Source organism: Legionella sp. (assembly GCF_047605385.1).
In the GTDB taxonomy this organism is placed as follows: Bacteria; Pseudomonadota; Gammaproteobacteria; order Legionellales; family Legionellaceae; genus Legionella.
Genome location: NZ_JASGFU010000005.1, coordinates 14,895 through 37,045 on the forward strand (window position 1 = coordinate 14,895; position 22,151 = coordinate 37,045).

Genomic DNA, 22,151 nt, shown 5'->3' on the forward strand with positions numbered 1-22,151 from the left:
AATTAATCTAAACAAATGCCCTAAACAGGCAATACCATAACTCCATCCATTTCAACCAGAGAATTTCGTGGTAAAGCAGCAACACCAATAGCCGCACGTGCAGGATAAGGTTCAGTGAAATACTGCCCCATAACTTCGTTAATCACAGGAAAATGGCTTAAATCCGTAAGAAATACATTTAATTTGACAATATTTGCCAAACTACCGCCTGCTGCCTGGCATACAGCAGATAAATTATCTAAAACTTGGGCGATTTGTGCTTTAATATCGTGGCTGCACAGTTCCATAGTTTTAGGATTTAGTGGTATCTGCCCTGACAAATAAACAGTATTTCCACATTGAATGGCTTGTGAATAAGTGCCAATCGCTGCTGGAGCTGATTTACTATGTACCGATTGCATTAATTCTCCCCTTGTTTTTTTCTATACAAACGCATTACAACTTTATTGGCACGCAGTCTGCGCATTACACGTGCCAAATGTGTTCTGTCCACCACACTAATGGAAAACGTGACCGCATTATGGCGGCCATCTCGTGGATCAACATTAATATTACCAATATTAGAACCCGCTTCTGAAATAGCAGTTGCCAAAGCCGCTAGTACGCCGCGCACATTAGGTACCTCAACGGTAATATCGACCCAATACTCACCCTCAACCTGATCATCCCAGCGTAAAGCAACGAATTGCTCGGGATTAAGTCGAGATGTTTTCAATGTACTACAATCACTATTGTGAACAACGATTCCCCTACCCTGTTGGAATATTCCAACAATACTGTCACCGGGTATAGGCTGACAGCATTCACCAAAATGCACTACCATGCCTTCAGTACCTTTAATTGCTAAAGGTCGTGCCTTACCAGATTTAGATTTATCTAATTCATTCGCATCCGGTGTAATAACCAAGCGCTTGGCAATAACCATGGCCATTTGGTTACCAATACCGATGGCATATAATAAATCATCAGTGGTTTTATAGGGCAAATCGCTTAATAAAGCATGCCACGATTCTGGCGGAACTTTTGCATAATCACTGGATAAATCATTAAGTGATTGTTCTAACAAGCGTTTTCCTAAGGTAATCGATTCAGTATTTTGCTGGCTCTTCAGAAAATGACGGATATTAGAACGCGCTTTTCCAGTGACAACAAAATTAAGCCAGGAAGGGTTTGGATGTGCACCCGAAGTAGTAACAATCTCTACTGTTTGCCCATTAGACAAAGGCACGCTCAAAGGCACTAAACGACGATTAACCTTAGCAGCAACACAGCTATTACCTACACCTGAATGTACTGCATAAGCAAAATCAACAGGGGTCGCCCCTTTAGGTAATTCCATAATATGGCCTTTAGGAGTAAATACATAAACCTCATCAGGGAATAAATCAATTTTAACGTTTTCAATAAATTCCAAGGAACTACCAGTACTGCGTTGCATTTCTAATAGGCTTTGTACCCATTCACGGGCACGTAATTGTGCTTCATTGACCTCCAGGCCCGATGATTTATAAATCCAATGCGCGGCAACCCCATTATCAGCCACTTTATCCATATCACGAGTACGAATTTGTACTTCCAATGGCACGCCAAAAGGACCAAATAAAGTAGTATGTAATGATTGATATCCGTTGGCTTTAGGAATACCAATATAATCTTTAAAGCGCTGCGGTACTGGTTTATAAGTACAATGTAAGGCACCTAAAATGCGGTAACACGAATCAATGTCTTCGGTGATCACTCTAAAAGCAAATACGTCGGTAATTTCAGTAAACGATGCCTTCTTTTGGCGCATTTTACGATAAATACTATATAAGTGTTTTTGTCTACCAAAAACCTGCTCATAAGGAATATTTAATTGGGCTAAAGCTTGTTGCAAGTCTCGTTCAATGGTTTGGGTTAATTCGCGACGGTTACCTCGGGATTTTTCTACTGCGGATTTAATTGCACGGGAACGCATGGGATATAAAGCCTGGAATCCTAAATCTTCAAGACCTACATAAATAGAGTGCATCCCCAACCGATTAGCAATGGGGGCATAAATCTCTAAAGTTTCAATAGCAATACGACGGCGTTTGGCAGCGGGCATAGCGCCTAAAGTGCGCATATTATGCAAGCGATCAGCCAATTTGACGATAATTACTCGTATGTCTTTGACCATAGCTAAAACCATTTTACGAAAGTTTTCTGCTTGCGCTTCAGCTTTGGATTCAAATTTTATTTTTGTGAGTTTGGTTACTCCATCAACTAAGGCGGTAATATCTTCCCCAAACAAGCGAGTTAGATCTTCTTTGCTCACGCTAGTATCTTCAACTACATCATGGAGCAAGGTAGCCATGATGGTCTGATAATCCAGACGCATTCGTGCAAGAATTAAAGCTGCAGCAACAGGATGAGTGATATAGGGTTCACCAGAGCGGCGCATTTGGCCATGGTGTGCTTTTTCAGCCACTAAATAAGCTTGATAACATTTTTCTATTTGAGCTTGTTCAAGATAGCATTTAAGCTCTTCGTCAAGCTCCTTAAAGTAGCTCACGCAGCACTCCCTAATGTCCAACATGGCCGTACCTCACTTTACCCCTTGAATGCAGGCATTATTTAGACGGATATAATGTAATACGGGGACAACTGCCCCAACAATATCTCCTACTGTTTAAGCAAAATTAAACTCTTATTTAAATAATAGCCCAAACCACGCCCTCTGGCCTGCACCCACTGCCCTTAAGTCAAGCGTTTCATTGTCGTCCCCGCGAAAGCAGGGACCCATTTCCATGCAAGCACAGAGCCAACATTGAGCATGGATTCCCGCCTTCGCGGGGATGACAAATTTAACTTAATAGCAGTGTAGCCTGTACCTAGCTCATACACTGAGCCAAGGCTCTAAGGAGTTTTTAGGCCTAAAGTTTAACCAATATATTACTTCGTTTTGGGAAAAGTTTTATCGCTTATTCTTTATCTAAAATTTCTGCAGTGATCAAGCCTTCTGCAATTTCACGTAGAGCAACAACCGTAGGTTTATCATTTTCCCACTCAACCATAGGTTGATCACCACGAACAGCAATTTGTCGTGCACGTTTTGTAGCAACCATCACCAATTCAAAACGGTTTGCTACGTGTTCTAAACAATCTTCAACTGTAACTCGTGCCATAATACATTCTCCGATAACCAAAACTTTTTATTTTACTGCGATGACAATAGGAAAGAAAGTAATTTTGATTGTTTATTTACCTGACACTTGGTGCGTAAGCGGTTTGCAACCACAATTGCCTCCAAATCCTTAGCTGCATGCTCAAATGTGTCATTTACAATTAAATAATCAAATTCAGAATAATGACTTAACTCATCTTGCGCTTTTTTCATACGATCGCTAATAACATCATCTTTATCCTGCCGTCGGCTCATTAAGCGTTGTTTCAGTTCATCAATAGATGGTGGAATAATAAATATACTCACCGCCTCTGGAAAAACCTGCTTAATTTGCGCCGCTCCTTGCCAATCAATATCCAATACAATATCAATTCCCTGTTCTAAACGTAATTTAATTTGTTCCATTGAAGTACCGTATAAATGGTTAAACACATGCGCATGCTCTAAAAAAGCACCCGCATTAACCATTGTCAAAAACTCATTCTCTTCAACAAAAAAATAATCCACCCCTTGCATTTCTCCAGGTCGCATCATACGTGTGGTATGCGAAATGGATACTTCAATATGATCAAGTGAATTGACTAAATGTCTTACCAGACTGGTTTTGCCCCCTCCTGAAGGTGCGGCAACAATAAATAAATTCCCCAAATAATCGCCCACAATAGTACTCACTCAATGTTTTGGATTTGTTCACGCATTTGCTCAATTAATACTTTCATTTCTACTGCACACTGGGTCAACTCAACAGAATCAGACTTTGCCCCTAAAGTATTAGCCTCTCTATTTAATTCCTGCATCAGAAAATCCAAACGCCTTCCCGCTATTTTATCGCAATTTACGGTACGGCTCACTTCACTAAGATGAGTCTGTAAGCGATCTAATTCCTCGCTCACATCCATACGCGCCAAAATTAAAGCAATTTCCTGTTCTACACGAGATTCAGGAACTTCAACCTGGACCGCATGTAAACGGGTAAGCAATTTATCTTTCACTTGCCCTTCTTGTGCCGTAACTATAGAACGTGCTTTGTCCAGCTGCTGTTTCAGCTCTTCCAAACGCATTTCAACATGTGCTTTTAATGCCTTGCCTTCAGTAATACGTACCTGTAATAATTGTTCAATCGCTTCAGCAAATAGCGTCAAAACATCCTGAGCCATTACATCCACCTCGGGAGTATTCGCTTGTACTACTCCAGGCCATGAAAGTACATGACTTACTCCCAAATCATTGGCTAAATGATGAGAAACAGCTAATTTATGGCTTAAATCGACTAGCCCAGTGACCAAACTTTCATTAATAAGCATAGCCTGATTCTCCGAACCAGTATCTTGATACTTAAGTTGACATTCTAATTTTCCACGACTGACCTTATCGCGTAATGAATTACGTAGATGAGTTTCCATAAAACGAAAAGACTCCGGTAATCGTAAAGAGACATCTAAATATCGATGATTTACTGCGCGAATTTCCCAGCAAAAATTCCCTGCACCAAATTGTCGTTGTACACGGGCAAAAGCCGTCATACTTTGAATCATGTCAATACCAATAAATAAACCTTGCGCGAATATACCGCAATTTAAAGAAATTGGACAGTATAGTTTATTAATTAAACAAGCCACAGAGTTTTTTGTTCTGCTTGGGTGCAACTCTCGGTATTAAGCGTTATAATTGCACTTTTTGCGAGGATTATCCCATGCGCCCTAGTAATCGTGAACCCAATCAACCCCGTTCCATAAAATTAACTCGTAATTTTACCAAGCATGCAGAAGGTTCTGTACTTGTTGAGTTTGGCGAAACTAAAGTATTGTGTACTGCATCAGTTATTGACGGCGTTCCTCGTTTTATCAAAGGAAAAAATCAAGGTTGGATAACTGCTGAATATGGCATGCTGCCACGTGCTACTCATAGCCGCACTGAGCGTGAAGCAGCTAAGGGCAAGCAAGGTGGTAGAACTATGGAAATCCAACGTTTGATTGGCCGTTCATTAAGAGCTTGTGTGGATTTAAAACATTTGGGTGAAAACACGATTACTTTAGATTGTGATGTCATCCAAGCCGATGGCGGTACTCGTACCGCAGCAATTACTGGCGCCTGCATTGCCCTACGCGATGCAATCACCTGGATGGTTGATCGTGAAAAAATTCGCAAAATGCCTGCATTTAACTATATTGCCGCAATATCTGTTGGCATTTACCGCGGACAGCCGGTTCTGGATTTAGATTATGCCGAAGATGTTCTTGCAGAAACAGATATGAATGTGGTGATGAATGAAGAAGGGCATTTTATTGAAGTTCAAGGCACAGCAGAAGATAAAAATTTTAATCGTGAACAATTAAACAGTATGTTAGCCCTCGCTGAAGCGGGAATTCCGCAGTTAATTGAATTACAGAAAAAAGCTTAACTTAAGGGCAATGACAAATACTCGCTCTCACGAAAGAAGCTTGATTCGAAATATGGACTTATTCGTACCCAAGTAGATTGATTACAGAGTTCCATGTAACACTATTCGAGAATGAAACTTGAATACACAACCTGTTCAATATATAATCATATGTATCAGTGTTAATATGCATTGATATAGAGAAGGATAAGGAGATCGATTATGAGAGTTAAATCATTAACTGCTGGATTAATTGTTACAACAGCTACAATGTTTGCAGCAATTGGATCAGTCCAAGCAGCATGCTCATGCTATATGCATACACCAGGATGGCACATGGTTCCAAAATCTTGTGACATCAGATCCGCACAAACATGGCAAGAGTATAATAGTGGAATATATACTCCGCCCCAATCAGGAACAGGCAAAAGCATCTTATTCTTAAACTAGCTTAAGATTAAAGATATGCTTAGAGCGTATCCTGGTTCCTAAATAAAACAATGGGATCTACAGATCCCATTGTTTTTCTAGCAAAAAAGAGTTTTATCTACCGCCGTTTCATAAGCTACATATTTAGAAATTATGTTCTTATTCACTAAATCCTTTAAATGCTGATCCAAAGTCTGCATTCCCTTAGCTTGGCCTGTTTGGATAAAGGAAAACATTTGTGCTATTTTATCTTCACGAATCAAATTACGAATAGCGCCTGTACAGATCATGATTTCTAAAGCCGCTACTCGTCCGCCTTCATTTTTTTTCAATAAGGTTTGTGTAATAACTGCTTGTAAAGATTCAGAAAGCATTGAACGAACCATCGATTTTTCTTCTGTAGGAAATACATCAATAATACGATTAATTGTTTTAGTTGCCGAATTAGTATGTAAAGTACCCAAAACTAAATGCCCCGTTTCTGCAGCAGTCATCGCCAAGCGAATGGTTTCCAGATCGCGCAGTTCACCTACCAAAATCACATCAGGGTCCTCACGCAACGCAGAACGCAAAGCCATATTAAAATTATGAGTGTCTTTATGTATTTCACGCTGATTTATTAAACATTTCTTGCTTTGATGTACAAACTCAACTGGATCTTCTATTGTCAAAATATGTTCATAACGCGAAGAATTAATATAATCAATCATCGATGCTAAAGTAGTACTTTTTCCCGAACCGGTAGGCCCTGTAACTAAAACTAATCCATTAGGAAAATGACATATTTCTTCAACAATAGGCGGTAAATTTAAATCACTCATACTTAAAATAGTCGAAGCAATAGTACGAAACACTACTCCTGCACCACGCGTTTGGTTAAAGACATTCACTCTAAAACGTGACAATTTAGGGATTTCAAAAGAAAAATCTATTTCTAAATGCTCTTCAAATTCTTTTCTTTGCCAATCACTCATCAAATCATAAACAATTTTAATAACATCTGTATGTTCCATCACAGGTAAATTGATTTTACGCAAATCACCATCCACGCGCATCATTGGAGGTAAACCTGCAGATAAATGTATGTCTGATGCTTTATTTTTAACAGAAAACGCTAATAATTCTATTATATCCATAGCCTTATATTTCCTAAATGCGAGTTGGTTTAATAAAGATAGATTAATGCATGAGAAGCCTACTCGGCAAACCTCCTTTCTTTTGTTATTGTTAGCATTTTAATAATGTAAAAGATAAAAATGGACATGCAACAAAAACTGACTCAAATTAAACAAGTAATTACGCAAACTGCTTTGAAAAGCAGCAGAAACCCCGAAGAGATTTTATTACTCGCGGTCAGCAAACAACAAAGCATTACCGCCATTAAAGAGGCTTTTGCTTTAGGTTTAACTCACTTTGGAGAGAGTTATTTCCAAGAAGCTCTAATTAAAATAACTAATTTAAGCGATTTGCCTCTACACTGGCATTTTATTGGCCCAATTCAAAGTAACAAAGCCAAAGGAATTACCCAACACTTTAGCTGGGTGCATAGCATCAACAGGTTTAAAATAGCACAGTTACTTAGTAAATATAGACCTCCTAATACAGAACCACTTAATGTCTGTTTACAGGTTAATTTAATCCCTGAAGCAACAAAATCAGGAATTACTCCAGAAAAAGTAGCACAATTAGCTTTGGCAGTAAGCCACTTACCTAATTTAAAGCTTAGAGGTTTAATGACTATCCCCCCTACGCCAGAAAATCAGCAACAACAATATACTTTGTTCATGCAATTAAATCAGCTGCTGCATGACCTAAACCTGAAATTAGGTTTAACTATGGACACCCTATCGATGGGAATGACAGATGATTTAGTCCCGGCAATTCAAGCCGGGGCAACCATTGTCCGTCTTGGGCGTGCAATTTTTGGTGAGCGACAAAAAGTATAGCCCTTGATATACTTGTTTTGCTCAACCAGTTAAAATAATCTCATGAGGGAAAACTATGTCCGGTTTAACAACAGTAGCATTATTTCTTGTTTCATTACTCTTTTCATTACTTATTTTTACCCTATGGCTACGTATAGCGGTACGCTATTTTCGCATTAGCGCCCTAAATCCTTTAAGTCAGCTGATTCATACCATTACCGATCCTTTAATCGAACCAATACAATTCGTAGTGAAACAAAAACCTAAGTCCGGTGATTTATATGATATTCCAACAATTATTCTATTAATTTTAGTTGAGCTGGTAAAAATTATCCTCATTAGCCTGATTGCCTTCCATGGCTTGATGAACATAGGCTATCTCGTACTTTACGTTCTTGCTGATTTGATCTTACAACCTTGTGATCTGCTCTTTTTTGTAATATTAATTCGTGTGATTATGAGCTTTGTCAATCCTGCCTGGAATGGACCAATTGCTGATTTTTTACGCATTATCACTGAACCATTACTCAAATTAGGAAGAAAAATCATTCCTGATATTTCTGGCTTTGATTTTTCACCGTTCATTATCCTGATGATATTGAAAGTGATTACCCTTTTTATTAACGCCAGCCTTCCCTGGAGATTATTATAAAAACTACTATACTTACTTGTATGCTTGAGTGACAAGGATGATATTATGAAAGCGGCTCAAAGCGTAGCTTTTGCATTAGCTATTTTACCTTTTAGCCTATTTGCGGATACACAATCGTTATATTGCCCGCAAAATCATCGCTATATTAACGTAGGCATGACTATGGATCAGGTAATTGCAGCTTGCGGACAGCCTCTTAGCAAACAAGACTCCAATCAACCAGTAACTCAAAAAATTCCAGTAACGCAGATGATTTATAATAATAAAGGCACCAGCACTGCATTTTATGGTGTTTGGAATCTACCCACAGGTAATGGTGGAGTACAATTAGAGATTGATATAGTGAACAAAAAAGTAAAAAATATTCGCTTAAATAACTCCAATAGCAATGCTGTTTCTATCTGTCGCGGCAATAGTATTCAAGTAGGTGATCCGGCAACAAAAGTATATTATTCATGTGGTACCCCTTCTTTAGTCAATAATAGCTACATTAATGAAGTAGTACCAACTTCATCAAAACCACAAATTTGGCTCTATCAACCCGGTGAATATCAACCTACAGTAACCTTGACTTTTGTTGAAGGTAAACTACAATCCATCGACTAATTAATTGAGGTATGATGCTAAATGTCTGAAACTATAGATGATATCACCATTGCTTTTAGTGAAAATGGCACTGAAACAACTAAAGAGCTAGATAAAAAAATATTAAGCAAAGGTGCGTGGACCACTATTATGTTTAAATACCAAGATTGGGATAATGCACAAAATGATTTTGGCCCAGTAAAATACTCCATTCGCCGTTATCAAAAACGTAATAATCAGTATTGGTTAAAATCCAAATTTAACATTTCCAGCATGGAACAAGCACAAAAAATTGTTGATATTTTAAATAGCTGGTTAGAAAACAAGTAATGAATTTTAAAATATAATCCTCGACTCAGGGGATTATGTAGTTTTCAGGTAATCCTCTACCATATCGCGGTACGTAGATATGGAGGGAGTAACCTTATTTTTTCAGCTTCGGTAACGCTTTCACATTACTTCTTTATTTTATTCCATATACCCAATGCTTTGAATTATCAATTGATTTATCTTCATTGGATGCACTAAAAAAGCAATGTTTCTCTCTTATTTTTTCATATCCCTTATACAAAGAGTTCCCCAATGATTTTATTAAGGTCCACAAATCCAAGAATAGATCTTTCAATCTCCATTCACCCTCTCCCTCTAGTTTTGATTCAGTTCGAGTAATGGCCTCTTCAGATTCATTTTGGAATTCTCGAAACAATTTGTATCCTTGTCTATGACGAATAAAGGAAAGATGTATTTTTTCATACATTAAATCAATATCATTGGCATACTCGAACGCATTTTCCTTACTTATTTGGTGTTTTTTATTATGACGCTCTAATAAGTCTTCGAAATGTTGAATCGCTTCCTGGTTAAGTAATTGTTGTTCTTTAGATTGAAATTTTTTTTCTTGTAATGTAATTCCATCCACACCTGAAATAATGGAATTATTTAGTTTCTCTGAGGATTCCAATCTCTTTTTAACATTTAAATATTCTATTGGAGCTTTCAGCATTTTTTCCAATTCTTTTTGTACAATATTACTATCTTTCTCACTTAATGCTTCTTTTATACCCATTTTAGGAATAGTAATTTCCTTGGAAGTAATAATCTCAATAAATACTGCGTCCAGTGCACATAAAGGAAGATTTACAAGATCTTCAAAATTGTGACGTTCAAAAAATTTTTTTAGCTCCAAATCAAAAAATGGATAAACATCATATTTTTTAAGAAGTCCATTAGTATCAAAACGTGCAGACACAAAAGAGTTTAAAGAAAGGCTATCTTTAGGCCCTAAAGCTTGAGTATTTTCTTTTAAATATTGTTTTAAATAATGATTAATTTTTTCGGTAAGACCTATCACATCACCCGTTGAAGAATACTTGTCAAAATAAAGAGTTAATTGATCATTCATTTTAAACCGTGAATCATTGTACTTTGCGGGGTCGATAATTTTGAAATAAAAATTTAAATGATTTTCCGGGTTATTTGCCTCAGATGTCAATAATTTAATCAAACCTAATAGTACATCTTCATGGACCTCTCCAATATTATTAAGGCTGAGATGTAATTTTAAAGAGGCTTCTGGATGATTATAATTCTGTCCCTCAAAATGTGCATTTTGCATTTTATTTTGAGCTTTGTTAACAAGATATTGATCATTTTGCTTTGCCTTGAGATACTCAGTATATATCCCATAAGAAACAGAAGATGATTTATAATGCTCCTTTAGAGGCCAGCTTTTTTGCTCGTTAGGATCGATACGATAAAATATTGTAGAGTACATCCAAGTGCAAGTAATACCCAAATCTTTTATTTTTTTCATCAAATCGGTAGAGGAAAGTTCACGAAATAGCATCAATACACCCGATAAATGACCAATATTAAAACAATATGTTCAATTATAAACCTAAAGAGTGTTCTTAGTCAACATCCTACAGCTTGCTATTTGCAAATCTATTGAGATACCAAATAATCTATAAGCCTTTACTCAATAAATTCCAAAGCTGTATGACTACGCGCAAAATACCCTTCAATCACTTCTTCTGTAACCAGTTCCAAACATTCAGGATGCCAATGAGGATTCTTGTCTTTATCAATCAATAACGCTCTAACTCCTTCATAAAAATCCTTACCGTGCATAAAATGACTGACAATGTCATAATCCATTTGTAAACATTGCGCCAGACTCAACCCTTTCGCTTTTTGTAGTTGCGCCAGCGTTACTTTCAAACTTAAAGGTGATTTTTGCGATAAGCTATTATCAATGCTGACTGCCCATACCCCTTCTGTCCTCTGCAAAGACGATTTAATCAACTCTACCGTAGGTTGTGCAAAACAAACATCAATGGCAGGCTTTATCTGACTTGGTTCTACAGAAGATGGCATGATTGAATATTCATGCAAACACTGATCTACCCCCTCAAAAGGATCAGCAGATAAGTTAGCACTTTTTAAAGCAGGAATCACTTCAGGAATTTGCTTGGAAGAAATAATTTGCTTAATTAATCTCGCATTTAAGGCATCCATAGCCCCTAAGCGGTTACCCGTTAATCCTAGATAAATACCTAAATAACCAGGGCAACGAGATAATAAATAGCTAGAACCAATATCCGGAAAAAAACCAATTCCTGTCTCAGGCATAGCAAAAACGAAATGATCTGCTGCAATAGGATGACTACCATGCAATGAAATCCCAACACCTCCGCCCATCACAATACCATCGATTAAGGAAATATAAGGCTTACCTAAATGATGAATGAAATGATTTAAACGGTATTCATGCCAAAAAAATTGCATTTGCTCAGCATCACTTAAGCGGCCAGAAAAATACAATGAGCGAATATCTCCACCCGCACAAAAAGCATTCCCTGGTGCTGCTTGCACTAGCACAGCGCGAATTCGCTCATCATTTTTCCACAGGTTTAATTGCCGTTGCATCGCAAGAATCATATTAAGCGTCAGCGCATTTAAGGCGCTGGGTCTATTTAAGGTAATTAAGCCTAATTGCCCTTCCTGGGTAAACAGCACTTCATCTGTCATCACGATTTTCCTTTAAATTTAGCAACTCTTTTTTCTAAGAAGGCTGTAACTCCTTCTTGCTTATCTTCAGTCGCACACGCTTTTGCAAAATGAATTGCTTCTAAATGCAAGGCTTCAGTCAAAGGTAAATCATAACCAAAATGAATCACGTCCATTACATCAGCTACAGCAAGTGGTGACATACTTAAAATACCAAGCAGAATTTCTTTACCACGCTCGATTAATACTTCAGGCTCTACAACCTCACTGACTAAACCCCAATGCAAAGCTGTTTCGGCGTTAATAAATCGCGCCGTTAAGCATAAGTCTAAAGCACGCCCTTTACCAATTAAACGCGCCAAACGTTGCGTACCACCATAACCAGGAATCACACCCAACTTCACTTCTGGCTGGCCAAATTGTGCTTTGGTTGACGCAAGCCGTAGTGTTGCTGCAATCGCTAACTCACAACCACCACCAAAAGCAAAACCATTAACTGCCGCCAGTGAAGGCTTGCCAATAGTTTCTAATAAACGGAAAGTCTCCTGACCTTGGCAGGCAAATTCATATCCAGTTAGAGCCGTACATTCCGCCAGACGGTTAATATCAGCACCTGCACAAAAAGCCTTGCCATTACCAGTGAGCATGATGGCTTTGATTTTAGAGTTACTTTTTGCGGCAAGAAATAGTTCCGCCAGTCCAGTTAATACATCACTATTTAAAGCATTCAATTTATCAGGGCGATTCAAAGTTAAAAGTAAAATACCATTACTATCTAATTCTTGTTCAATTAAATTCATTCGTTAACTCCTGTTCGTACTATAAATTTTCCAGACGTACTTATTAAGCCAACGTTAATCCAATAAATGCTCATCATCGAAACTCGCTTTAGCAATAATTTCACGCATAATTTCATTAGTTCCCTCCAGGATTTGGTGCACACGTAAATCTCGAAAAATTCGTTCTATGTGATAATCACGTAAATAACCGTAACCCCCATGTAATTGCATTGCCTTATCACTGATACGAAATGCAACATCCGTTGCCATTCGCTTTGCCATAGCACAATACATTGGTGCGTGGTGATCGTCACCATCCAGAGCAGCAGCTGCGCGATAAACCATTAAGCGAGCAGCTTCATAATCAGTAAGCATGTCAGCATAATAAAAACGTAAGGCTTGAATCTCTTTTAAAGGTTTATTAAATTGCTTACGTTCGTTCATATATCGTTGTGTGTAACGCAAACAAGCAAGTGCTCCCCCCAAAGAGCAGGCAGCAATATTGATACGCCCTCCATTGAGGGCATTTAAGGCGATCTTAAAACCCATCCCCTCTTCACCAACCAGATTAGTAACAGGCACATGGCAATTTTCAAAATAAAGCATGCACGTAGGCTGATTTCGCCAACCCATTTTTTTTTCTAACTTGCCAAAAGACAATCCCAGAGTATCTTTTTCAATAAGCAAAGAAGAAATACCATGATGCTTATCATCACTAGTGCGCACCATGCACAAATATACATCACTTACAGAACCTCCAGAAATGAATGCTTTTGAACCATTCAAGACAAAGTACTCACCATCTTTTATTGCTTTAGTTTTTAATGAAGCTGCATCAGAACCTGACTCTGGCTCAGTAAGACAATAACTGGCAAAAACATCCATTGCCGTTAATTTTGGTCCCCATTTTGCTCGTAACTCGGTACGTGCGTAGCGATCAATCAGAGTAGTCACCATATTGTGAATAGAAAGATAAGCACTTGTACTGACACAACCCGTCGCTAATTGCTCAAATAATAAAGCTGAATCCAAACGATTTAATTGCGAACCACCGATGTCTTCTCGTGCCATGAGCCCACCCATACCAAGCTCGGCAGCAGCACGGAATATATCAACAGGAAAATAGCCATGTTCATCCCACTCATCAGCCATAGGTGCTAATTTATCACGCGCAAAATCAGCTGCCATTTCTCTAATTGCCTGATGCTCCTCAGTAAATTTAAAATCCATACACCATCCTTAGAAATCTTTGTTATAACAATACTATTAATGTAATATTATTGCCATCTTTTCGCTTTTATAAAAAGACTTATGTTTCATAAACTCCCTCGCTCATTTTATGAGCAAGATACTGTTACTGTAGCCAAGGCACTGTTAGGAAAATACCTGGTTCATGAACATCAAGTTGGTAAAATTGTGGAAGTGGAAGCTTATGTAGGCCAACATGATTTGGCTGCCCATAGCTCAAAGGGTAATACTAAAAGAACCCAAGCCCTTTTTGGCGTTGCCGGCCATGCGTACATTTATTTAATTTATGGTATTTACTATTGCACTAATATCGTAACCGAAACCGAAGGGATTGGTTGTGGTGTGTTATTACGTGCTCTTGAGCCCATTCAAAATATTGAAGGGCGTACTCAGGGACCTGGTTTACTTTCCAAAGCAATGAATATTGACAAACGTCTTTATGCCCATGATTTAACTAGTAATAATTTTTACGTTGCAGAACCTGAGCAGCCAGAATCATTCACTATTATTGAAAAACCAAGAATTGGCGTACACTATGCTAAAGATTGGGCTGATAAATTACTACGATTTTATATCAAAGATAATCCTTTTATTTCCAAGCCATAATGATATGATTGCCGGTCTTAGGCATTAATGAATAATAAGAATAACAGCATGGAAACTTCAACGCCAACCTCAACTAAAAATAAAGAAGCATTAGCAGTACTTAAAGAATATTTTGGTTTTGATTCATTTAGGTCCCCGCAAGAAGACATTATCCATGATGTGATTGCAGGCAACGATGTGTTGGTATTAATGCCAACAGGTGGAGGAAAATCCCTTTGTTATCAAATTCCCTCGATCGTAAGGCCAGGAATAGGAATTGTAGTTTCACCATTGATTGCCTTAATGGAAGATCAAGTCACGGCACTCAAATCACAAGGCATTAGAGCTGCATATTACAACTCATCTTTATCCAGCGAGGAAGCAAAAAGAGTACTCACTCAATTACATAATAATGAATTAGATTTGCTGTACATTGCTCCTGAGCGACTTATTAGTACTTCCTTTTTAGAGCGTTTGCAAGAATGTGCCATTTCTTTATTTGCCATTGACGAGGCCCATTGCATTTCACAATGGGGTCACGATTTTCGTCCTGAATACGCAGCTTTAGGCTTATTAAAAACGCATTTTCCGAACATTCCAATTATTGCCCTAACGGCCACTGCGGATAAACAAACACGACAAGACATTGTGGTTAAATTAAATTATTCTCCGCAAAAATATATTGCCTCATTTAACCGTCCCAATATTCATTACAAGGTAGTGCCCAAAACTAATGCCGTAAAACAATTGAGTCAATTTTTAGAAACGGTAGAGCAACAATCTGGGATTATTTATTGTGGTACACGTAATAGTGTTGAATTACTTGCAGAAAAATTACAAGGCTTAGGATTTAAAGCACGTGCCTATCATGCAGGACTTAGTCATAATACACGTAAAGAGGTACAAAATTTATTTCGCTACGATCGCATTGATATTGTCATTGCCACTATTGCTTTTGGTATGGGCATTGACAAGCCCAACGTGCGCTTTGTAGCTCACTATGATTTACCTAAGAATATTGAAGGTTATTATCAAGAAACCGGACGCGCAGGAAGAGACGGTTTGCCAGCACAAGCCTTACTTCTGTATGATGCTGCAGACAGCGCCAGACTACGTTCATGGATTATCAATAATCCGCTCGATGAACAAAGAAGAGTAGAAACCAACAAGCTCAATCACATGCTGGCTTTTGCAGAAGCCTCTCATTGCCGACGACAAATCTTATTACGTTATTTTGATGAACCTTCAGACACAGAATGCAAATACTGCGATGTCTGTGACAATCCACCAGTTACAGCCGATGCTACAGAAGATGCACAAAAACTCTTATCGTGTATTTATCGATTACGGCAAAACTATGGTTTAACTCATACCATTGACGTCTTACGTGGTAGTAGCTCTGATAAAATAAAACAATTTGGGCACGAACGTTTAAGTACTTTTGGCATTGGTAAAGAAAAATCAGTCCACTACTGGAAACAATTGGCTTGGCAACTTATTCACAAAGATTATTGCATACAAGATGTAAATCAATTTAATGTATTAAAATTAACTCCAAAAGCAATTCCCTTACTTAAAGGGGAAGAAAAAATCGCTTTAACCATTCCCAATAACGATCTGCAAGGACGCAAAAAGAAAACGAAAGAAACTCGACTTAATACAGTTAATGACAACCCATTATTTATTGCTTTACGTGCTCTAAGACGTCAATTAGCTGATGAAGAAAATAAACCACCATTCATGATCTTCAGCGATGCCACTTTACATGTCATGACAGATACCAAGCCACAAAATAGTGAAGAACTTCTTGAAGTTCCTGGTGTTGGTCAACATAAATTAGCTTATTATGGAAAAGAATTTCTTGCTGTCATTCGCGAATACTCTGCACCCTAAGAGTAATTGCACTAATTTTCTCCTTACGATATTCTGAATTCATGCTGTTTGATTAACCAATACGGCATGCTAATTCTTCTATTTGCTCTCATAAGAGAAGAATTACCACAAACATAAGGAGTTGTTATAATGAAGTTATCAGAACTAATTGTAAACATAGAAAATAATAAAAACTTAGGTATCTTTTCAAAATCACATAAAACGATAAGTAATAGTCACACTTACAATATTCCCTTTGAACTCAAACCCTCACAACAAGTATTAGCAGCACTTGGTGCTTGTAAAGATTCACACCAAACACCATTACTCACCGCCAAAGGGACAATCAAGTCAGTTGGTAATGCTGATATTATGATCAATAGTTTTATGCCTAAGAAAAAATCAAGTGATCTTACTATTAGGGGAAAACGTATTGATAACTTATTTGCTAGTAGCAAAATTTATCTTAATCCAGACCTGATGAGTACTGAAGATTATAAAAAAATCATCACCGAAAAACCAATGATTCATACAGATCAAACCGCCAAAGACAATGACCGTACCTCATACGAAAATCTTGCTGTAGGAATTTGTCATGCTCAGGAAATTGATCTTCTAGTAGATACTTGCCTCAGTGAACATAAAAGATCGCATGTGACCGTAAAACCAGAGCGTTCTCTTATTTCTGAAGATACACCAACTATTTTATTACTCTCAAATCCAAGACTTGATCTAAGTAAAGAACACACCAAAGCTCTAAAAAATAAAGAACAGATAAAATATATTACCAGCATGTACCGTAACCTTTTCTCTGCAACAATTAAAGAAGGTCGCAAATACATTGTCATGCCAGCAGTCGGTTTAAGTAAGCATAACGGCAGTGCGCAAATGTATTTTAACACCTTAATGACCGTTGCCCAAGAATATCCGCAATTAAACATTATTTATAACACCGGAGCTAACGAAAGTATTTTTGAAAAGGCATTTCAACTTGCCGGTTATCCAGCTAATGTAGCGCAAACTACAAAAGATATTATTGACGTCGTCCTCTATCTCCAATCAGAAAAGCTGTACTGTGCATTACATCTTCCTGCAAGTAGCGATGTGGTTTATGGATTAAAAGATGTAGGTGCTCATTGGCAAATAGATTCCAAACTAAAAGTTAATGGCACCCACCCAAGTCATAGCTTGGAAGCCTTTATTGGCACTATTAGTACAGCGCCTTTAGGTAGCTACGGTATCAACTCAGAAGCTTATGACCGCATCATTGAAATAAATTTAAACAATACGGTTATCAAGAAACCTGACCAGGTACCACAGGATGTACCTCTGTCAGACAACATTAGTGTGGCACCAATGGAGCAAAACACAATAGAAACTCCATCTGGATCACATACAGAAACTAAGGATGAAACAGCGCCTAAATATGTATTCGAACAAGCTTTCTTATCTTCATCAACCGCTCCTTCTCTACAAGCCCCAGGTGCAAATGGCTTCTTCCCACCAGCATCCGAAGCGAAAAAAGTTGATGCATCAAATACTCAACATCTTGACTCTTCACTAAACCCAGATCAGCTAAAGCGAATTAATGGAATGATTCATCAATTAGAGCTCGAAATGAAAAGTTATTGGCCCATTCATATGTATAACAGGGCTTTGAAACAACATAAAATTTATGCATTAAATGCACTCATGACTAATGCTAAGTCGATGCCTGTTGTTGAAGCAGTAGAATTGACCAAAAAAAAATTCCCAAGAGCCACCCAAGGTCGATGGATTTCCAAGCGAACAGCAGATCTATTCCACGACCTGGAAAATTCCTCATCTGGTTTACAGTGTTGAAAAATTTTTGTTGGCTAATGCTACGCCCCACACTGCCGTGGGGCATTGTCATTAAGGTAAAAAATCACGCTCTATAAGGCAATTTGATTGAAAAATAAGCAGATACAATCTGAGCAAGAGAGTCAGATTGTTAGAGTCAGTTGTTGGGCCTTAGCCCGACACATATACCACCGCTGCGCGAAGAAAAAAAATTTAAACAGAATTTTTTTATTCATTCCCATAAAGCACCAATTCACGTAATACCGCAGTTGCATAAGATCCTGCAGGCAAAATAAATGATAATTCTGCCTGATTACCTTCAATAAAACATGCAAACTGCTGTACATGTAAAATATTTGCTCGCCAAGATTCTTCTAATCCATGCTGTTCTAGACCGGCTATCCACGGTCGCCACTCAGCATAAATTTTATTAACTAAAGCCAAAGCCTCCGCTTGCACCTTATCTTTAGTTTTCCCTGGTAAAGGACTTGCTGGAGAAAGGTCTTTATCTTTAATGCGCTGCGCGATTTCATCAGTCACTTCATTGATCACAAAAATACTGTTTGAACCACTTAATTGTACAACGTCCCCTGCTAACGGAGCATTCCAAGATTGGTCCTTAACCCGCTGTGAGAGTATCAAATTAAAAATCCATGAGCGTGCAGCAGAATAATACATTCCTTTTAGAAAACGATCTTTCACCTTTGCTCCACATACTAATAATTCTTCTGCTTTCACCAAATTACCCGCTTCAAAACCAAACCGTTGTTCACCAAAATAATTAGGTACGCCACATTGTTTTATCTGATCAATACGTTGCATCAGTGCCTTAGGCTGTGTAAGCGCTCGCAAACATACAACGAACTTATTCCCGGTTAAAAACCCTGGTCTAAGTTTTTTATGATGTCTAGTGCTATGCAAAACTCGCCAGCCTGGCGCCGAAAGTTGTTCAAGCCCTGCAATTTCTTCACCAGGTGCGTGGATACTCAACCATTGCGTCGCCACAGCCTGTCTGTCTTTTAAACCGGCATAGCTAATAAGCTTAGGATGTTTATTAATAAGATGTGATAAAGATTTAATCACTTCTGCTGTGGTTAGTCCGCGTTTTTCAACTTTAAGAATAATATGCTCACCATGACCACTAAAGGGAGCATCAAAAAATTCGTGCACCTGAAAGTCTTCGGGATTGTATTTAAATTGCGCTGTTGCTTGGGGCAAACCATGAGCTCTTCCCCAGTTTAAAGAATACATGACAACCACCTTGAAAAAAATATTCAAAATTCCCATACAATCATGGATTTTGATACATACTTAAAGTGTATGCGTCTCCACTCTATATTATTGTGAAATAGGTAGATTAACAATGAAAACAAAATACGCACCTATTCGTAAAGCAGTATTTCCAGTTGCCGGTCTCGGTACACGTTTTTTACCTGCAACCAAGGCAGCTCCTAAAGAAATGCTTACTGTTGTTAATAAACCGCTTATCCAATATGCCGTTGAAGAAGCTTATATTTCGGGTATACGGCAAATGATTTTTGTCACTTGCCATAACAAACGGGCAATTGAAGATCATTTCGACCTTGCCTATCAACTTGAAAATGAACTGATGGCCCATCATAAAGACGAGCTATTATCCATAGTTCAATCAGTAAAACCAAACGATATGGAATGTTTTTTTGTACGTCAGCCACGAACCCTTGGTTTAGGTCATGCAGTTTTATGCGCAGAAAAAATTGTCGGTGAGGAGCCTTTTGCAGTACTATTGGCAGACGATTTAATGATTGGGGAGCCTCCGGTTTTGCAACAAATGACGGATCTTTATGAACAATATGGACAGTGCATTATTGCAGCCGAACATGTTCCATCAGCAATGACGGAGCAATATGGCATCATTCAAGGAATTCCCTGGGAAAAGAATCTGTTAAAAGTTCAAAATCTTGTAGAAAAACCACTCCCTCATTTAGCTGCCTCAAATACAGCAATTGTTGGGCGGTATATTCTCACAGAAAAGATTTTTGAACAGATAAAAGCATTACCTAAAGTAGAGAATAAGGAAATCCAGCTGACAGATGCAATTAATAGTTTACTCAAGCAGGAAACAATTCTTGCTTATAACTATAGCGGAAAGCGTTATGATTGTGGCAGTGTGCTGGGTTTTCTCAAAGCTAATGTCGATCTTGGAAAATCTCATCCAATTGAAGGAGAAAAATTTTCTAAATGGATCATTGAAGAACATCTATCGAAGAGAGAAACGTACTTATGAGTCACCCAACAGAAATGAATTCCTGGAAAAAACTAAAGGATTATGCACTAAATAGTTCTAAATTACCCACGCAAATTTCTAAAGACCATTTCGCTGCAAGCGAACATATCGCTTTAGATTATAGTGGACAACTTATTAATCAAACCATTTTATCTACCCTTTTAGATCTTGCCTATGAAAGTAATCTTAGTGAACACATCAATGCCTTATTAGACGGTCATCCGGTGAATAACACCGAAAACAGATCCGCGTTACACACTGCCTTGCGCGCTTTTGATGATGAAGTGGTATTGGTAAATGAGCGTAATGTGATCACTGATGTAATTCAAGCACGTAAAAAAATGGAAGAAATTTCTACAAAAATTAGGAATAAAGAATGGTTAGGATATACAGGAAAATCTATTACCGACATAGTTAATTTAGGCATTGGCGGCTCAATGCTCGGCCCTTTTTTCTGCATTGATGCCTTAAGTGATTATGTGACCAATGAATTACAATTTCATTTTGTTTCTGAAATTGATCCTAATTCTTTTTCACGGCTTAGTGCAAAATTAAATCCAGAAACCACTTTATTTATTGTTTCTTCAAAATCATTTACAACGCCTGAAACTTTATCCAATATGGAAAAGGCGTTTGCATGGCTTAATCAAAAAGCACATCAGGATAAGCATTTTATTGCCGTAACTGCCAACATTGAACAAGCACGTGAATATGATTTTAAAAATATTTTGCCAATTTGGGACTGGGTTGGTGGTCGTTATTCTTTTTGCTCTTCAATTAATTTAATTAGCTGTATTGCTATAGGATATGAACGTTTTGCTGAAATCTTGGCTGGAGCCAACAGTATGGACAAACATTTTAGAAATACTGAATTTTCAAAAAATTTACCTGTACTTTTAGCTCTATTAGGAATTTGGAATATTAATTTTCTTAATAAAAATAACTTATTAGTGCTTACTTATACTGAAGATTTACAATATTTTGTCCCTTATCTACAGCAATTGGATATGGAAAGCAATGGTAAATCAATCAATAAGCAAGGCCAGCGCATTGATTATGATACTGGACCGATTATCTGGGGTGGTCAAGGAAATCAGGCTCAGCACAGCTATTATCAATTACTCTGCCAAGGCACACGTAGCATCTCTGTTGATTTAATCAGTGCTATAATTTTTGATGAAGAACCCATAAATAAAATGTGTCTTGGTCATCGTAAAGTATTAACTCATGGGGTGGTCACTGAAGAAAATCCTCATAGTTATATTCATGGAGCAGTGAATTTAAATCACCTTTCAATTGCAGATACAACACCAAGAACACTAGGTGCATTAATCGCCATGTATGAACATAAAGTATTCGTGCAAGGGATTATTTGGAACATTAATTCCTTTGATCAACCGGGTGTTGAAAGCTCGAAGAAAATATTTAAGAAATATGCTTAATTTCTTCTTCTTC

At 37.8% G+C, this 22,151-nt stretch carries 22 protein-coding genes; 11 read left to right on the top strand and 11 right to left on the bottom strand.

Annotation, left to right across the window (positions count from 1 at the left end; translation table 11 throughout):
• Positions 1 to 20: 20 nt before the first annotated feature.
• The 5 genes from QM652_RS02090 to QM652_RS02110 all read right to left on the bottom strand — a co-directional run bounded on the left by QM652_RS02090 (position 21) and on the right by QM652_RS02110 (position 4,680).
• Positions 21 to 401, bottom strand: coding sequence for a RidA family protein (locus QM652_RS02090; protein ID WP_415072496.1), 381 nt, complete (start codon positions 399 to 401; stop codon positions 21 to 23).
• Positions 401 to 2,533, bottom strand: a complete 2,133-nt coding sequence (gene spoT / locus QM652_RS02095; RefSeq protein ID WP_415072497.1) for a bifunctional GTP diphosphokinase/guanosine-3',5'-bis pyrophosphate 3'-pyrophosphohydrolase — start codon at positions 2,531 to 2,533, stop codon at positions 401 to 403. Before spoT ends, QM652_RS02090 begins: the two co-directional genes overlap by 1 nt.
• Positions 2,534 to 2,942: 409 nt before the next feature.
• Positions 2,943 to 3,146: a DNA-directed RNA polymerase subunit omega gene (gene rpoZ, locus QM652_RS02100; protein WP_415072498.1), complete on the bottom strand. Its 204-nt coding sequence runs from the start codon at positions 3,144 to 3,146 to the stop codon at positions 2,943 to 2,945.
• A gap of 32 nt (positions 3,147 to 3,178) precedes the next feature.
• Positions 3,179 to 3,808, bottom strand: a complete 630-nt coding sequence (gene gmk, locus QM652_RS02105) for a guanylate kinase (protein WP_415072554.1) — start codon at positions 3,806 to 3,808, stop codon at positions 3,179 to 3,181.
• A gap of 5 nt (positions 3,809 to 3,813) precedes the next feature.
• On the bottom strand, positions 3,814 to 4,680 hold the full coding sequence (locus QM652_RS02110; RefSeq protein WP_415072499.1) for a YicC/YloC family endoribonuclease: 867 nt from the start codon (positions 4,678 to 4,680) through the stop codon (positions 3,814 to 3,816).
• Positions 4,681 to 4,838: 158 nt separating this feature from the next.
• Here QM652_RS02110 and rph point away from each other — a divergent pair, with 158 nt between their 5' ends.
• The gene (rph, locus tag QM652_RS02115; protein WP_415072500.1) at positions 4,839 to 5,546 is read left to right on the top strand and encodes a ribonuclease PH; all 708 of its coding nucleotides are present in this window, start codon (positions 4,839 to 4,841) and stop codon (positions 5,544 to 5,546) included.
• Positions 5,547 to 5,747: 201 nt separating this feature from the next.
• A complete protein-coding gene (locus QM652_RS02120) occupies positions 5,748 to 5,975 on the top strand; it encodes a hypothetical protein (protein ID WP_415072501.1) in 228 nt (75 codons plus the stop codon).
• A gap of 77 nt (positions 5,976 to 6,052) precedes the next feature.
• On the opposite strand, the gene QM652_RS02125 is transcribed toward QM652_RS02120, so the two are convergent.
• The gene (locus QM652_RS02125) at positions 6,053 to 7,090 is read right to left on the bottom strand and encodes a type IV pilus twitching motility protein PilT (protein WP_415072502.1); all 1,038 of its coding nucleotides are present in this window, start codon (positions 7,088 to 7,090) and stop codon (positions 6,053 to 6,055) included.
• Positions 7,091 to 7,210: 120 nt separating this feature from the next.
• Between QM652_RS02125 and QM652_RS02130 the strand changes: the two genes are divergently transcribed.
• From QM652_RS02130 to QM652_RS02145, 4 genes are read left to right on the top strand one after another with little or no spacing between them, the layout of a single operon-like run.
• Entirely contained in the window at positions 7,211 to 7,900 is a 690-nt protein-coding gene (locus tag QM652_RS02130) for a YggS family pyridoxal phosphate-dependent enzyme (protein WP_415072503.1), read from the top strand.
• 55 nt (positions 7,901 to 7,955) lie between these two features.
• A complete protein-coding gene (locus QM652_RS02135; protein WP_415072504.1) occupies positions 7,956 to 8,531 on the top strand; it encodes a YggT family protein in 576 nt (191 codons plus the stop codon).
• Between the two features lie 45 nt (positions 8,532 to 8,576).
• A complete protein-coding gene (locus QM652_RS02140) occupies positions 8,577 to 9,137 on the top strand; it encodes a DUF2845 domain-containing protein (RefSeq protein ID WP_415072505.1) in 561 nt (186 codons plus the stop codon).
• A gap of 21 nt (positions 9,138 to 9,158) precedes the next feature.
• Complete coding sequence (locus tag QM652_RS02145) at positions 9,159 to 9,446, top strand: hypothetical protein (RefSeq protein ID WP_415072506.1); 288 nt, start codon at positions 9,159 to 9,161, stop codon at positions 9,444 to 9,446.
• A gap of 133 nt (positions 9,447 to 9,579) precedes the next feature.
• On the opposite strand, the gene QM652_RS02150 is transcribed toward QM652_RS02145, so the two are convergent.
• The 4 genes from QM652_RS02150 to QM652_RS02165 all read right to left on the bottom strand — a co-directional run bounded on the left by QM652_RS02150 (position 9,580) and on the right by QM652_RS02165 (position 14,134).
• Complete coding sequence (locus QM652_RS02150; RefSeq protein WP_415072507.1) at positions 9,580 to 10,962, bottom strand: hypothetical protein; 1,383 nt, start codon at positions 10,960 to 10,962, stop codon at positions 9,580 to 9,582.
• 128 nt (positions 10,963 to 11,090) lie between these two features.
• Positions 11,091 to 12,146, bottom strand: coding sequence for an enoyl-CoA hydratase/isomerase family protein (locus QM652_RS02155; protein WP_415072508.1), 1,056 nt, complete (start codon positions 12,144 to 12,146; stop codon positions 11,091 to 11,093).
• Positions 12,146 to 12,925, bottom strand: coding sequence for an enoyl-CoA hydratase/isomerase family protein (locus QM652_RS02160; protein ID WP_415072509.1), 780 nt, complete (start codon positions 12,923 to 12,925; stop codon positions 12,146 to 12,148). The genes QM652_RS02155 and QM652_RS02160 overlap by 1 nt, the downstream gene beginning before the upstream one ends.
• Positions 12,926 to 12,979: 54 nt before the next feature.
• Positions 12,980 to 14,134 carry an acyl-CoA dehydrogenase family protein gene (locus tag QM652_RS02165; RefSeq protein WP_415072510.1) on the bottom strand — a complete coding sequence of 385 codons (1,155 nt, stop codon included), beginning with the start codon at positions 14,132 to 14,134 and terminating at the stop codon, positions 12,980 to 12,982.
• 81 nt (positions 14,135 to 14,215) lie between these two features.
• Between QM652_RS02165 and QM652_RS02170 the strand changes: the two genes are divergently transcribed.
• From QM652_RS02170 to QM652_RS02180, 3 genes are all read left to right on the top strand, one after another.
• Positions 14,216 to 14,758, top strand: a complete 543-nt coding sequence (locus tag QM652_RS02170) for a DNA-3-methyladenine glycosylase (RefSeq protein ID WP_415072511.1) — start codon at positions 14,216 to 14,218, stop codon at positions 14,756 to 14,758.
• A gap of 48 nt (positions 14,759 to 14,806) precedes the next feature.
• The gene (recQ, locus tag QM652_RS02175) at positions 14,807 to 16,630 is read left to right on the top strand and encodes a DNA helicase RecQ (protein WP_415072512.1); all 1,824 of its coding nucleotides are present in this window, start codon (positions 14,807 to 14,809) and stop codon (positions 16,628 to 16,630) included.
• 129 nt (positions 16,631 to 16,759) lie between these two features.
• Positions 16,760 to 18,451, top strand: a complete 1,692-nt coding sequence (locus tag QM652_RS02180; protein WP_415072513.1) for a hypothetical protein — start codon at positions 16,760 to 16,762, stop codon at positions 18,449 to 18,451.
• Positions 18,452 to 18,658: 207 nt separating this feature from the next.
• Here the strand turns inward: QM652_RS02180 and truD are convergent, their stop codons facing one another.
• Positions 18,659 to 19,681, bottom strand: a complete 1,023-nt coding sequence (gene truD / locus QM652_RS02185) for a tRNA pseudouridine(13) synthase TruD (protein WP_415072514.1) — start codon at positions 19,679 to 19,681, stop codon at positions 18,659 to 18,661.
• Positions 19,682 to 19,793: 112 nt separating this feature from the next.
• Between truD and galU the strand changes: the two genes are divergently transcribed.
• Positions 19,794 to 20,696, top strand: a complete 903-nt coding sequence (gene galU / locus QM652_RS02190; RefSeq protein ID WP_415072515.1) for a UTP--glucose-1-phosphate uridylyltransferase GalU — start codon at positions 19,794 to 19,796, stop codon at positions 20,694 to 20,696.
• A complete protein-coding gene (gene pgi / locus QM652_RS02195; protein WP_415072516.1) occupies positions 20,693 to 22,138 on the top strand; it encodes a glucose-6-phosphate isomerase in 1,446 nt (481 codons plus the stop codon). Before galU ends, pgi begins: the two co-directional genes overlap by 4 nt.
• The last annotated feature ends 13 nt before the right edge of the window (positions 22,139 to 22,151 follow it).